The organism is Halomonas sp. BN3-1 (assembly GCF_003056325.1).
GTDB lineage: Bacteria > Pseudomonadota > Gammaproteobacteria > Pseudomonadales > Halomonadaceae > Halomonas > Halomonas litopenaei.
The window spans coordinates 246946-260025 of the sequence record NZ_PYVV01000002.1 but is presented as its reverse complement, the minus strand read 5'-3'; the positions used below and the strand labels follow the sequence as shown (position 1 = coordinate 260025).

The window sequence follows — 13080 nt, the reverse complement described above, 5'->3', positions numbered from 1 at the left end:
TCCTGAATCAGTGGGCGACACCGGCGGCGCCGTGTTCGTCGATCAGCGCGCCGCTGTGGAAGCGGTCGATCGAGAAGGGGGCAGCCAGCGGATGCATCTCGCCCTTGGCCAGGCTCGCCGCGAACACATGCCCGGAACCGGGGGTCGCCTTGAAGCCACCGGTGCCCCAGCCGCAGTTGAAGTAGAGCCCCTCGATCCGGGTCTTCGACAGGATCGGACAGGCGTCCGGGCAGGTATCGACGATGCCGCCCCACTGCCGGTTCATGCGCACCCGCGAGAAGATCGGGAACATCTCGACGATGGCCTGCAGGGTGTGCTCGACGGTGGCGTAGCTGCCACGCTGGCCGTAGCCGTTGTAGCCGTCGATGCCCGCGCCGATGACCAGGTCGCCCTTGTCGGACTGGCTGATATAGCCGTGCACGTGGTTGGACATCACCACGGTATCGAGCACCGGCTTGAGCGGCTCTGACACCAGCGCCTGCAGCGGGTGGCTCTCCAGCGGCAGGCGCAGCCCCGCCAGCGAGGCCATCACCCCGGAGTTGCCGGCGGTCACGCAGCCCACGGTGCGAGCCTCGATATCGCCGCGATTGGTGTGCACCCCAAGGATGCGGCCGTCACGGATCTTGAACCCGGTCACCTCGGTCTGCTGCAGGATGTCGACGCCGAGGGCATCGGCACCTCGGGCGTAGCCCCAGGCCACGGCGTCGTGGCGGGCGACCCCGGCGCGGGGCTGCCAGGAGGCCCCCATCACCGGGTAGCGCGCGTTCTTCGAGCAGTCGAGGATCGGCACGATCTCCTGCACGCCCCTGGCGTCGAGCACCTCACCGTCGATGCCGTTGAGCCGGTTGGCGTTGACCCTGCGCTGGATGTCGCGCATGTCCTGCAGGGTATGGCCAAGATTGAGCACGCCACGCTGGGAGAACATCACGTTGTAGTTGAGATCCCGGGACAGCCCTTCCCACAGCTTCATCGAGTGCTCATAGAGCGCGGCGGCCTCATCCCACAGATAGTTGGAACGCACGATGGTGGTGTTGCGGGCGGTGTTGCCGCCGCCCAGCCAGCCCTTCTCGATCACCGCGACATTGCGCACGCCAAATTCCTTGGCCAGGTAGTAGGCGGTGGCCAGGCCGTGGCCGCCACCACCGACGATGATCACGTCGTAGGCGGCCTTGGGGGTCGGGTTGCGCCACTGGCGCTGCCAGTTCTCGTGGTGACTCAGGGCGTGGCGGGCCAGCGCGAATCCGGAGTAGCGTTGCATAGGGTGTCCCTCAAAACTCTGGGCTAGAGCGTGTCTGAAAAGTGCCTGGGCGGTCGCTGGTGCGTCACGACCGCCGGGGGGGCATCATGCCGATCAGGCCGGCTCGGCAGCGGCTTGCCGAGGGGTCGGATAGACCGGGTGGCGCGCGCACAGCTCGCCGACCCGCTGGCGTACGTCGGCCTCGATGGCGGCGGTGTTCTCGCCACGGGCCAGCACGTCCAGCACATCGCAGATCCAGCCGGCAAGCCGCTCGCACTCTTCGGCATCGAAGCCGCGGGTGGTCACCGCCGGGGTCCCGATGCGCAGGCCCGAGGTGACGAAGGGGCTCTGCGGGTCTCCCGGTACCGCGTTCTTGTTGACGGTGATGTGCGAGCGACCCAGGGCTGCGTCGGCGTCCTTGCCGGTGATCCCCTGGCGAATCAGCGAGACCAGAAACAGATGGTCTTCGGTGCCGCCGGAGACCACGTCGTAGCCGCGCTCGAGAAAGGTCCCGGCCATGGCCTTGGCATTGACGATGACCCGCTCCTGGTAGCGCACGAAGTCCTGGTTCATGGCCTCGCGGAAGGCCACCGCCTTGGCCGCGATGACATGCATCAGGGGGCCGCCCTGCTGGCCGGGGAAGACCGCGCCGTTGAGCTTCTTGTACAGCGCCTCGTCACCGCTGGCGGACAGGATCAGGCCACCGCGCGGCCCGCGCAGGGTCTTGTGGGTGGTGGTAGTGACCACGTGGGCGTGGGGCAGCGGGCTTGGATAGAGCCCGGCCGCCACCAGACCGGCGACGTGGGCCATGTCCACCAGCAGCCAGGCGCCGACGCTGTCGGCGATGGCGCGAAAGCGGCGCCAGTCGACCACCTGGGAGTAGGCCGAGAAGCCGGCGACGATCAACTTGGGGCGATGCTCCCTGGCCAGACGCTCGACCTCGGCGTAGTCGATCTGGCCGGTGGCCTCGTCCAGACCATACTGCACCGCGTGGTAGTGCTTGCCGGAGAAGTTCGGTGCCGCACCATGGGTCAGGTGGCCGCCGTGAGCCAGACTCATGCCGAGCACGGTATCGCCGGGGGACACCAGCGCCATGAAGGCGGCGGCATTGGCCTGGGCGCCGCTGTGGGGCTGCACGTTGGCGTAGTCGGCGCTGAACAGCGCGCAGGCCCGCTCGATGGCCAGACGCTCTACCACGTCGACGTGCTCGCAGCCGCCATAGTAGCGCTTGCCGGGATAGCCCTCGGCGTACTTGTTGGTCAGCTGGGTGCCCTGTGCCTCCATCACCGCCGGACTTGCGTAGTTCTCGGAGGCGATCAGCTCCACATGATCCTGCTGGCGAACGACCTCGTCGGCGATGGCCTCGGCGATCTGCGGATCGAACCTGGACAGTGACGAGCTGGACAGATGAGCGCTTGGCATGGGGTATCTCCGGTAATGGCGAAGCGCCTCTTCGCGGCCGCTTTCGCCTGGTCGATGTTGTCGTTGTGATGGCTGACGAAGACGGGCAGTCCCCCGCCTCCAAGGTAAGCCGCTATCCCGGCGCCGACATTCTGGAAACGACATCGGCGTCGCCGTCAGGGACATCGACGCTGCCCGGACCGGCCCAGACCGGCCCAGACCGGCCCAGATGGGCCCAGATGGGCCCAGATAGGCCCAGACGGGCCCAGATAGGCCCAGACGGGCCAATACGGGCAAAGCCCGGCCCAGACGAGCGCAGGTGCCCGGCGGGATAAGGTCATTGAAGCCGAGCGGCTCCTTCAGAACTTGAACAAATGCGACAGCTTTGTTGGACGCAGGCATGAGCCGAGCGCCGTGGACGAGCGCTTGGATGACGTTGCCAGCGGCACGATCAGGGGAGCTATCAGCGGCACTATCAGGAGCAATATCAGGGGCAATTGCGCCAGCGGGGGGCGCTCAGCGATGCCCCAGGCGTGCACCGACATGCAGAAAGAAGGGGTCGACGCCGGCCTCCTCGCGACCGACGGGATCGCGACGCAGACGTGAGGGCGACTGTCCGAAGGCGCTGCGGAAGTGGCGGGAAAAGTGGGCGGTGTCGGCGAAACCACAGCGCTCGCCGATCTCGGTGACGCTATGGTCGGTGAAGTACAGAAGCCACAGACCGTAGCGCAGGCGCAGGTCACGGGCGAACTTCTGCGGGCCGACACCGAAGGCCTGGCGAAACTTGCGCTCGAGCCCCCGACGCGAGGCGCCGGCGCGCGTCGCCAGCTCATCCACCGACAGCGGCTCGCCCAGATGCTGCTCGAGAATTGCCACGGCACGACGCACGATGCGGTCCTCGATGCGATCGAAGACCACCGGCTGGGGCTGGGAGTGGTCGCCGCTTCGGTGGCCGTCCAGCAGCATGATATGCAGGCTCTTGCGTGCCCAGGCGCGTCCCAGGTGGCGCTCCACCAGATAGGCGGCCAGGTCCGCCGCCGCAGCACCACCGGCACAGGTCAAGCGGTCGCCATCGTCGACATAGAGGCGGTCGGCCACCGCGCTGACGGCGGGAAAACGCCGGGTCAGATCCAGGTGGTGGTACCAGCTGACGCAGCAACGCCGCCCCTCCATCACACCGGCCTGGATCAGCGAGTAGACCCCGGTGCACACCCCCACCAGCGGCACGCCCAGCGCTGCCGCATGGCGCAGATAGTCGAGGGTGCCGCCATCTCGATCGGGGCGGTTTCGCTCGAGAGCCCGTCGTTCAGGGCTCGTTCGCTCAGGGCTATCAGCTTCCTCGCCTTCCCCCAGCACCCCGCCGATAACCACCAGGTAGTCGAACTGGCGGGGATCACAGAAAGGCTGCCCATGACGCCCCCCTATCGGCTCGCAGGGCGAGATCACCGCACCACAGCTCGACGCAACCTCGGCGCCATCCTCTGACAGAAAGCGCCAGCGGCAACGTAGCTGACGACTGCGATCGCCCTCGTCGGACGCCAGCCGCAGGCAGTCGACGAAGGCAGCAAAGGGCAGCAAGGTAAAGCGCGACAGCAACACAAAGCCCACCGACAGCGCCGGCGTGAGCGGCTCGCCGCCAGAGACATCGGCGTGCCCTTGCTGTGCTGACGATGGTGCCGGCGATGGCCGTGATGGATGGAGCGGGTGCAGGGGCGAGGATGGCATGGCGTCCAAATACCAGCAAAAATCAGACTCCAGCCTAACCGAATTTCTCACGGCCCTCCTATTTATCAACGCCATACAGAGTCACCTGCACCGGACGGTTACACCACTGCCGCGCTGGGTGGCCCACGACCCTCCTCCGCCGGGAGCCACCGCCGCTACCAGTCCACCGTGACGTTACCCCTGGGTCGACTGCAGCAGGACAGGATGAAGCCCTCGGCCACGTCCTCGTCGGTGATGCCACCGTTGTGTTCCATGTCCACCTCACCGGCGACCAGCGGCACCCGGCAGGTGCCGCAGATGCCCATGCCGCAGGCCTTGGGAATATGCAGTCCGAGCTTTGAGGCCGCAGCGTGCACGGTCTCGCCCGGCTGGATGCGCACGCTCTTGCCCGCCGAGGCGAATTCGACACAGTGCATGTCGGCCGCCACAAGCTCCTCGGCCTCCGCCTCGGCCTGCTCCGCCAGCTCGTGGACGTCTTCCTGGACGTCGACCGGCGTGGCACCGAAGGATTCCTCGTGGTAGCGACTCATGTCGAAGCCACGCTGGGTCAACAGACGCCTGACCGCCGACATGAAGGGCGTGGGCCCGCAGCAGAAGACCTCTCGATCCAGAAAATCAGGCGCCATCAGCTCCAGCATGGGCTCCGACAGGAAGCCGCGGAAACCCGACCAGGCCTGGTTCAGCTCGTTGTCCCGTTCACACACGATATTCAGCCGGAACTCGGGAATCCGCGAGAAGATATGCTCAAGCTCACGGTGAAAGATGATGTCCCTGGGGGTCCTGGCGCAGTGGATAAAGGCCAGGTCCACCGCCGCATTGGTATCGAAGAACCAGCGGGTCATCGACATCAGCGGCGTGATGCCGACACCGCCGGAGAGCATCAGCACCTTGTCGGCGGTGTGGTCGATGCAGTTGAAGTCCCCCACCGGACCGTGCACCGCCAGTTCGTGGCCCACGTCCATCTGGTCATGCAGCCAGTTGGAGACGCGCCCCCCCGGCACCCGCTTGACGGTGATCGAGAAGCTGTAGGGGATGGAAGGTGAACTGGCGATGGTATAGGAGCGGAAGACGCACTCACCGTCGACCTCGAGCTCCAGAGTGACGAACTGCCCCGGCTTGAAGAAGAACATCACCGGCTGCTCGGCCATGAAGCAGAAGGTTCGGACGTCCCAGGTCTCCTGGATGACCTTGACGCAGCGCACGACGTGGCGGCCATTGGCCCAGGTCTGGGTGGTCACCGGATTGAGAAAATTCGTCACCATGGCGGTTTCGCTCGCAGACAGTCGGCGGTTCATCCAGGCCCCGAACCTCGTTCGAGGCCTGGTCATTGAGCGCATTCTGCCCCTCGCTCCTCGCGCGCCACTTGTCTGATCGCGACATCAGCATACTCGAATCCTCCGGCCACGCTCGCTGCAGCGACAAAGAGGTCGCAACGGCATCATCTGGTGTCGCCGCCAGATACCCAGGGTCATCCCCCTTGCCCCAGACTGCGCAGCATGACAACCGCGACGCACGCCAGCCGATAGCGCCGCTAATGCTTTCCCCTGATCCATAGCGGCGCCCCTTGCCATGGGCCACCGCGCCCATCGACACCGCATCTATCGCATCACGAGGAGTGCACCATGGAGCCCATCGCCCATCTCAATCTGGAGGATCCCCTGGGGGACGCCCGTCGTTTCGCCCTGGAGACGATGTCACATCACCCCTTCGGCTTCTCGTTGCCGCAGCCGTTCTACAACGATGAACGACTGTTCCAGCTCGACATGCAGACCATCTTCGAGCGCGAGTGGATCTTCGCCGGCATGAGCTGCGAGATTCCCGCCAAGGGCAACTTCATCACCCTCGACATCGGCCATAATCCGGTGGTCATCGTGCGCGGCGATGGCGACGCCATTCACGCCTTCCACAACACCTGCCGCCATCGCGGATCTCGCCTGTGCTCCACCGAAAAGGGCAAGCTGGCCAAGCTGGTGTGCCCCTACCATCAGTGGACCTACGAGCTGGACGGACGCCTGCTGTTCGCCGGCACCGAGATGGGCGAGGACTTTCGACTCGAGGACTACGGACTCGCCCCGGTCGCGCTGACCGAAGCCGGCGGCTACCTGTTCGTCAGCCTCGCCGAGAATCCGCCGGACGTGAGCGACCTCAAGGCCATCTTCGACAGCTACCTGAGCTTCTACGACATGGCCAACCTCAAGGTGGCCGTGACCACCACCATCGAGGAGCAAGCCAACTGGAAGCTGGTGCTCGAGAACAACCGCGAGTGCTACCACTGCAACGGCTCTCACCCGGAGCTGATCAAGTCGCTCTACGAGTTTGACGACACCGAGGACCCCCGTGCCACGCCGGAATACCGCAGTCTGGTAGCACGCAAGCAGCAGGAGTGGGACGGCCTCGGCATCCCCTGGAAGATGAGCTGGGCGGGAGGCAAGCGCAATCGCCTGACCCGCACCCCGCTGGTCGAGGGCACCGTGTCCATGACCATGGACGGAAGGGCCGCCTGTCGCCGGCCGCTGACCCATCAGGGCATCGAGGACATGGGCTCCCTGCGCATCCTGCATCTGCCCAATAGCTGGAATCACTTTGTCGGCGACCACGCCGCGGTGTTCCGGGTGTTGCCGCTGGGTCCCCAGCGCACTCAGGTCACCACCAAATGGCTGGTCCACAAGGATGCGGTGGAGGGTGTCGACTACGACGTCGAGAACCTGAGCCGGGTATGGGACGCCACCAACGCCCAGGACCGAAGGCTTGCCGAAGAGAACCAGCGAGGCATCAACTCCCTGGCCTATCGCCCCGGCCCCTACTCCCCCACCTACGAGTACGGGGTGATCGACTTTATCGACTGGTACCGCACCACCTTGGCAGCCAACCTGGGCAGTAGCCCGGCGCTGAGCCTGGCCAGCGGCTAGGGCTTGTCTGAAAAGTGCCTGCGCTCGGTAATACGGCGTTAAAAATCGGATCAAAATGCTCATTTACACCCCGTAAACTGCGCTTTCTCACCGATTTTTGCCTTGTCTAACCTTCGCTCGTCGACTTTTCGGACAGCGCCTAGGGCCTGGGGGAAAAGTCCCTGCGCTCGTCGAGAGCGCGGTCCCCTGGGTGTCTCTCTGTCACGGCCTGGTGTCCGACCTGCTGACATAGCCCGCTGACACAGCCTGCCGTCATCGCTTGCCCCGAAGCCAGCCCTGGTGTCGTCTTCAAGACGACACCAGGGCGGATTTCAGGACTCGGCGGGCGCTCAGCGTCGGCGCGCTTCCGCCCCAATCAAGTCCTGCCGATCCATCGGGACCTCCTGCTGCGGCGCCAGATGGGGGCGACGCAGCAGGCCGGCAAGCTCCCGGAAAGGCACCGGTCGAGAGAACAAATAGCCCTGGAAGGTGGTGCACCCCAGGTCCTTCAGGGCGGCACATTGATGCGGTGTCTCGACCCCTTCTGCCAGCGCCTCGAGGCCCAACTCCTGGGCCAGGGTGATCACGCTGCGACAGACCGCGATATCTCGTTCACTGTCCAGGCACTGGGCGACAAAACCACGATCGATCTTGATCTTGTCGATGGGCAGGGACTTGAGGTAATCGAAGCTCGAGTATCCCTTGCCGAAGTCATCGATCGCCGTGGTGACCCCGCGGGCCGCCAGGGCCCCCAGTGTACGTGCCACGCGTTCCTGGTCATCCAGCAACATGCCTTCGGTGATTTCCAGCTCCAGACACTCGGCATGCAGGTGGGTCTGATCCAGCGTCTGGCACACGCTCGATAGAAAATCCATGCGATGAAATTCCAGCGGTGACAGGTTCACCGCCACTCGCCCCGGCTTGAGTCCACTTCGCCACAGGCGCTTGGCGTCGTAGCAGGCCCTGCGCATCACCCAGCGCCCCAGATCGATGATCTGGCCGGTTTCTTCGGCCAGTGGAATGAACTCCGACGGCGGTACCCAGCCGAATTCGGGATGGGACCAGCGTATCAGCGCCTCCAGACCGGTGATCCTGCCCTCGCCATCCACCTGGGGCTGATAGAACAACTGCAGCCGCTGCTGTTCCATGGCAATACGCAGCGCGTTGCGCAGGGTCACATGACGCCCGGGGACACCGTCCAGGGTGCGTGTGAACAACTGATACTGGTTTCGCCCGCGTTGCTTGGCCTGGTACATGGCGAGATCGGCCTGCTGGATCAGCCGTTGTGGCGACAGGGTGGTCCCGGTGTCCAGCAAGGCGATCCCGATACTCGCGGATATCTGCAGCTGGAAGCCGTCGACGCGGCAGGGTTCACGCAACTGGTTCAGCAGACGCTCGGCCACCGCGATGGCCTTGTCCTTGCCACCGATATCCACCAGCACCAGCACGAATTCGTCCCCGCCCAGACGCGCCAGGGTATCCGAGCGTCGCTGCCCTCGGCTCAGGCGTTTGGCGACCTGTATCAGCACGCGATCACCGACCTCATGCCCCAGGCTATCGTTGATCGGCTTGAACGCATCCAGATCGATGAACAGCACCGCCAGCCCCTGCCGATGACGTGTCGCCAGGGCTACGTCGTGCTCCAGTCGGTCGGCCAGCAGGGTGCGATTGGGCAGACCAGTCAGGGCGTCGTGGGTGGCCTGGTGGGCCAGCATCTCTTCCTGAACCTTGCGCTGACTGACGTCATCGACGATGCCGATGTAGTGACTTACCCCTTCGCGGAGCGCATGCACCGGCGAGAGCGTCAGGTCGTACCAGCGACCGCCTCCTCCTCCCTGGCTGGCCAGCGCAGTGACCGAGCCCGGCTGCTGGGTCTTCATCCAGTGACAGATCTCGGCTTCGGTCACCGGGTCCAGACACATGGTCCTGGCAAGCTCACTCGCCAGCAGTCCGGTCACCGAGGATGCCGAAGCATCCAGCATGCGGCACAAAGCAGCGTTGGCATACATCACGGGGCAGCCCCTGGACTGGGCGTCGAAGATCACGACCCCATTGCTGCTCTCCCTGAGGCAGTGCTCCATGATCGACAGCCTGGCTTGCTCCTTCTGACGCAGACTGATGTCGGCGAAACTGGCGAAAAGGCCCACACAGGCCGCCCTCACCCGGACCTGCTGCAGGCGTATCCTGAAGGTAGAATCCGCGATCGAGCACTCGAACACCACGGACCGCTGTCGCCCGGTCATGACATTGTCGAAGTGCTTCATCAATTCATCGGGCGCATCACCGCATCCCAGCAGTCGACTGGCTACCTCGGTGAAGGGTCGAGCGATAGCCTCCCCTGCGCGGTCACCCAGAGCTTCCGTGGCAGAGTCGTTGAGCGCACCGATCAGGCCCGAACGTCGAACCTGCAGCATCGGCACGGGGTGCAGTCCGAACAGGGAATGAAACTCCTGTTCACGCGTCGCCAGCGAAATCGCCTGCTCTCTACGCAATCGCGCCAGCGCAATCCAGGTCATCAGTTGATAGGTGACAAAAAGGCCCAACGCCAGCAACAGCGCAGGCAATAGCACCCACTTGAGCGACAGCGGCTTCGATGCCTGAACCCGCAGCAGCGTGCCGCCAGCCAGGGCAATATCGTCTCGCATCACGCCGGCCAGCCTGCCGCGCTCGACCCAGACCTCGCGGGCAGCATGATCCAACGCTTCTGCTGGGCGGAGCCCCGACAGCGACAGGTTCGCCGTCAGTCCTTCACTCATATGCTCAAGCCACAGCGTCGTGTCGACCAGTACGACCAGCCGGGGGCCCGCAGCACCGAAGCTGTTGACCTCCAGCAGCGCCGCGCCTTTGCCCGGAATCCACCAGCGCATGGCCTCGTTCTGACGCTGTTCGAGCCAACTTCGAACCTCGTGCAACGCCAGCATTTCTTCGAGTCGAGACGTCGCCCCACCACCGTCAGCGGGGTTCCAGCGCAATGCGCCCTTGTCCTGCCACCAGACGTAGGCAGGCACCTCTCCCCGGGCTGCGGGACCGGTGGGTTCCGGCGACCCTCCTGCCTGGGTCAGCGGAAGGCTCCATTCGCTCCAGCCCAGGCGGTAGCGTTCTTCCCAATTGGCGATGCGCTCACTCAAGGCATCCAGCTGCGTGCTCAGATCCTGTTTCAGATCGAGCGAATAGAGGTGGTAGCCCCCAAAGCCCACCAGCATGCTGAGACTGGTGCCGATAAGCCCGACCTTGATCACCCTGGGCGCCAGCCGTCGCAAGCTCAAGCTGCGCTGGCGGGCGACCAGCCAGAAGATGACTCCGTAGGTAAACACCATGACGGTGCCAAGCGGTCGAGACTCGAACAGTACAAGGCGCCAACGAGGGGCATCCTCCGTCGTCCAAAGGATCGAAAATCCCAGCGCACCAGCCACCATGCACACGATTCCCAGGGCCGCGTAGCGCCTGCGCCCGACGCCTCGACCGTGCCACAGACAGAAGGCGAACAGCAGCATCAGCAGCAACGACATTGCCGGCAGCGCCTCGAGGCTCACCTGACGATTGACTTGATCAAGCAGCCATAGCCCTTGTCCCAGGCTGTACCCCAGCAGCGCCAACGAGGCCAGCCGCCTGACACGATCACAGCCGATAACCAGCGCCAGAATACCGAGCGTCGCCAGCAACGACGCCACCGCGCCCGAACGGCTGAAAGTCAGAAGATCGAACAGGAACAATGAGGACGAGGAGGAGGCGAACAGGGTATGCAGGGCCATCAGGGCCCCGAAGGTCAGCACCACCAGCAGCAGTGGCGGAAAGCCCAGACTCCGCTCTTCCTCGGACTTCCAGTCACTCATCGGCCGGCCTCTGTGATGAAGGAGCGTCCAGATGGGCGGCGCAAGCCTCCTGGGCGAACGCCTTAGATCAGCCCGCCTCAGGGGAAAGCTGCACAGATTTGTCTCCCTGCTAATTATCCTGCACAAAATGTCGCTACGACTCTCGGTAACTAATTCGTAATTTAATGTAAGAAAAAAGCCACAAGCTAAGCGCCGTGGCTTCACATTCTTATCGCGGGCAAGTCCTGACGGCAGACTTTGTGGCAACCACCACCCTACCTGCAGACACACCAGCAGGCCCGATGCCCCCTGCGACATGATGACGGACAGCATCTAGGCACTACCTCGCAAGCGACAGCTCGCAAGCCGCCGCTCGCCACCCGCGAGAAAGATCAGCCTGTGGGTTTCAATGAGCGCCGTCGCCGGACGACAGCTCCAGACCCAGGAAAAGCTCCACCAGGCCGGTGAAGCGATGGGGAGAAATACCGGTAATCTCTTGGATGCGATCCAGCCGATAGCGCAGGGTGTTGCGATGGACATGCAGGGCATCGGCGCAGCGACTCAGGTTGCCCTCGTGCTCGATCAGCATCGCCAGGGTCTTGAGCAGGCGCCCATGGCTGTCGGCGCCACGAATGCGCTCGACCGCCTCGCGCAACTGCTCGCCTTGCCAGCCATCGTTCAGTGGCGACAACAGCACCGGAAGGCGCAGCTCGTCGTAGTGATAGGTCATTCGCTCGGGAAACTGGCGCTTGCCGATCGCCAGTACCTGCCGAGCGCTCTCGTAGGACAGGTGGAGGTGGCCGGGTGCATCGAAGGCGCGCCCGACGGCGACCTTGGCCCCGTGAATATCGTGGCGTGCCAGTCGCGCCAGCAGGGCTTCGATAGTCCCGTCGGGGCCTGGGTGTGCGCCCTGCCTGCGCTGTCCAGCCTGATCCACCACAGGCTGGAGCACCAGAACGCGATGGGGTGAGACCTGGGTGACCAGGCTGTCACGGGCCAGAAGCTCCATCAGTCGCTGCATGGCGTCCAGGTCTGCGCTGGGCGATCCTCTGTCCAGCTCGATCAGTACCGCCAGTCGCTGACAGGCGACGTCGATCCCCAGTCGCTCGGCCCAGTCATGAAGTTGCTCGGAAGAAAGCTCAGCGTTGACCCATGACAGGATAAAACCTTCCCGGTGGCGCTTGGCCCACTCAAGCTGACTCAGCATGTCGGCCTGTTCGACCAGCATCTCGGCGGTCACCTTGACCAGCCGCGCCGCCTGACGTACCTGCGATGGCGGACCGGTGATACCGAGCACTCCCACGGTCTCGCCGGCGCACTGAAGCAGCAGATTGATGCCCGGTCGCGCCCCCTTGAAGGCATCGACGTCATGCTCGGATATCTCGAGTCCATTGCCACGCTGAAGCGCCAGCATTGCGCCATCATGCAGGGTACCCAGACGCGAGTGATCACCGCTGGCGATGATCACTCCGCGCGCGTCCATCACGTTGATGTTGGCGTCGAGAATATCCTGGGTCTTGTCGATGATCTGCTGTGCGAGCTCAGCGCTCAGAATCATGGGGCCACCTGCCGCCGCTGGCGAAGAAACGCCATCTTCGCCTTGCGACTGAGCGGCTGCAAGCCGGCGGTCCGGCCTGCGCCCCAGGCTGAGCCATAGACGGCACCATAGACGGCGCCCTAGGCTAGGCCCTTCCCTGCTGCCCTGGATTCGCCATTATCATCGAGCCCCAGCAGGTGGGCCTGGATGGCCTGTTGGACCGACGGCAACAGCACCTCCTGCTTGTCCATCAATTCGCGCACCAGCGCCGCAAGGCCGGGCAGGCCGACCTCACGTGCCTTGAGCCGGGCCATCCTGGCGCAGGTCTCGGGGCAGGCATCCTCGGGCAGGCGCACTCCCAGCGCCAACAGCCGATCACGAAAGTCACGACCGTCGATCAGCTCGGCAATCATCATGGTGGGTGACTCCTTGTTGCTGTGTCTTACGTTCAGATTAGGGCTTGTCTGAAAAGTGCCTGCG

General features: G+C 64.4%; 8 protein-coding genes. 1 reads left to right on the top strand and 7 read right to left on the bottom strand.

Annotation, left to right across the window (positions count from 1 at the left end; translation table 11 throughout):
- Window positions 1-7: 7 nt before the first annotated feature.
- From C9F12_RS04515 to C9F12_RS04500, 4 genes are all read right to left on the bottom strand, one after another.
- On the bottom strand, window positions 8-1258 hold the full coding sequence (locus tag C9F12_RS04515) for a sarcosine oxidase subunit beta family protein (protein WP_108448117.1): 1251 nt from the start codon (window positions 1256-1258) through the stop codon (window positions 8-10).
- Between the two features lie 93 nt (window positions 1259-1351).
- Window positions 1352-2659 (bottom strand): serine hydroxymethyltransferase, encoded by a 1308-nt coding sequence (gene glyA / locus C9F12_RS04510; protein WP_108448116.1) that lies wholly within the window; start codon window positions 2657-2659, stop codon window positions 1352-1354.
- Between the two features lie 495 nt (window positions 2660-3154).
- A complete protein-coding gene (locus C9F12_RS04505; protein WP_108448115.1) occupies window positions 3155-4363 on the bottom strand; it encodes a GlxA family transcriptional regulator in 1209 nt (402 codons plus the stop codon).
- A gap of 155 nt (window positions 4364-4518) precedes the next feature.
- The gene (locus tag C9F12_RS04500) at window positions 4519-5625 is read right to left on the bottom strand and encodes a hybrid-cluster NAD(P)-dependent oxidoreductase (RefSeq protein ID WP_108448192.1); all 1107 of its coding nucleotides are present in this window, start codon (window positions 5623-5625) and stop codon (window positions 4519-4521) included.
- A gap of 360 nt (window positions 5626-5985) precedes the next feature.
- Between C9F12_RS04500 and C9F12_RS04495 the strand changes: the two genes are divergently transcribed.
- A complete protein-coding gene (locus tag C9F12_RS04495; protein ID WP_108448114.1) occupies window positions 5986-7272 on the top strand; it encodes an aromatic ring-hydroxylating dioxygenase subunit alpha in 1287 nt (428 codons plus the stop codon).
- 329 nt (window positions 7273-7601) lie between these two features.
- On the opposite strand, the gene C9F12_RS04490 is transcribed toward C9F12_RS04495, so the two are convergent.
- The 3 genes from C9F12_RS04490 to C9F12_RS04480 all read right to left on the bottom strand — a co-directional run bounded on the left by C9F12_RS04490 (window position 7602) and on the right by C9F12_RS04480 (window position 13016).
- Window positions 7602-11084, bottom strand: a complete 3483-nt coding sequence (locus C9F12_RS04490; protein ID WP_162816389.1) for a bifunctional diguanylate cyclase/phosphodiesterase — start codon at window positions 11082-11084, stop codon at window positions 7602-7604.
- Between the two features lie 385 nt (window positions 11085-11469).
- Window positions 11470-12621, bottom strand: coding sequence for a sugar diacid recognition domain-containing protein (locus tag C9F12_RS04485; RefSeq protein WP_108448112.1), 1152 nt, complete (start codon window positions 12619-12621; stop codon window positions 11470-11472).
- A gap of 119 nt (window positions 12622-12740) precedes the next feature.
- Window positions 12741-13016, bottom strand: a complete 276-nt coding sequence (locus C9F12_RS04480) for a hypothetical protein (protein ID WP_108448191.1) — start codon at window positions 13014-13016, stop codon at window positions 12741-12743.
- Window positions 13017-13080 lie beyond the last annotated feature (64 nt).

Excerpts from the sequence above, each read along its gene's own strand:
- C9F12_RS04515 (WP_108448117.1), bottom strand. The coding sequence starts at position 1,258 with ATGCAACGCTACTCCGGATTCGCGCTGGCCCGCCACGCCCTGAGTCAC.
- glyA (WP_108448116.1), bottom strand. The coding sequence starts at position 2,659 with ATGCCAAGCGCTCATCTGTCCAGCTCGTCACTGTCCAGGTTCGATCCG.
- C9F12_RS04505 (WP_108448115.1), bottom strand. The coding sequence starts at position 4,363 with ATGCCATCCTCGCCCCTGCACCCGCTCCATCCATCACGGCCATCGCCG.
- C9F12_RS04500 (WP_108448192.1), bottom strand. The coding sequence starts at position 5,625 with ATGGTGACGAATTTTCTCAATCCGGTGACCACCCAGACCTGGGCCAAT.
- C9F12_RS04495 (WP_108448114.1), top strand. The coding sequence starts at position 5,986 with ATGGAGCCCATCGCCCATCTCAATCTGGAGGATCCCCTGGGGGACGCC.
- C9F12_RS04490 (WP_162816389.1), bottom strand. The coding sequence starts at position 11,084 with ATGAGTGACTGGAAGTCCGAGGAAGAGCGGAGTCTGGGCTTTCCGCCA.
- C9F12_RS04485 (WP_108448112.1), bottom strand. The coding sequence starts at position 12,621 with ATGATTCTGAGCGCTGAGCTCGCACAGCAGATCATCGACAAGACCCAG.
- C9F12_RS04480 (WP_108448191.1), bottom strand. The coding sequence starts at position 13,016 with ATGATGATTGCCGAGCTGATCGACGGTCGTGACTTTCGTGATCGGCTG.